Source organism: Schumannella sp. 10F1B-5-1 (genome assembly GCF_006517535.1).
Taxonomy (GTDB): Bacteria; Actinomycetota; Actinomycetes; order Actinomycetales; family Microbacteriaceae; genus Schumannella.
Map to the genome: position 1 here is coordinate 1 of NZ_VHQH01000210.1, position 248 is coordinate 248.

A 248-nucleotide genomic window follows, 5' to 3' on the forward strand; every position below is an offset into this window, starting at 1 on the left:
TTGGACGAGTCGGAATCGCAGACCGATACCAGGATCTTGCCATCCTATGGAACTGCCTCGGTGAGTTTTCTCCTTCATTACAGAAACGGCTTTTTCAAAAATATGGTATTGATAATCCTGATATGAATAAATTGCAATTTCATTTGATGCTCGATGAGTTTTTCTAAGCGGCGCGCCATCGAATGGCGCAAAACCTTTCGCGGTATGGCATGATAGCGCCCGGAAGAGAGTCAATTCAGGGTGGTGAA

Annotated in this window: 1 pseudogene; it reads left to right on the forward strand. The window is 45.2% G+C overall.

The annotated features are described in order from the left end of the window. Nucleotides 1–167: pseudogene (locus tag FJ658_RS15455) on the forward strand (APH(3') family aminoglycoside O-phosphotransferase); the annotation flags it as partial. Nucleotides 168–248: the final 81 nt, after the last annotated feature.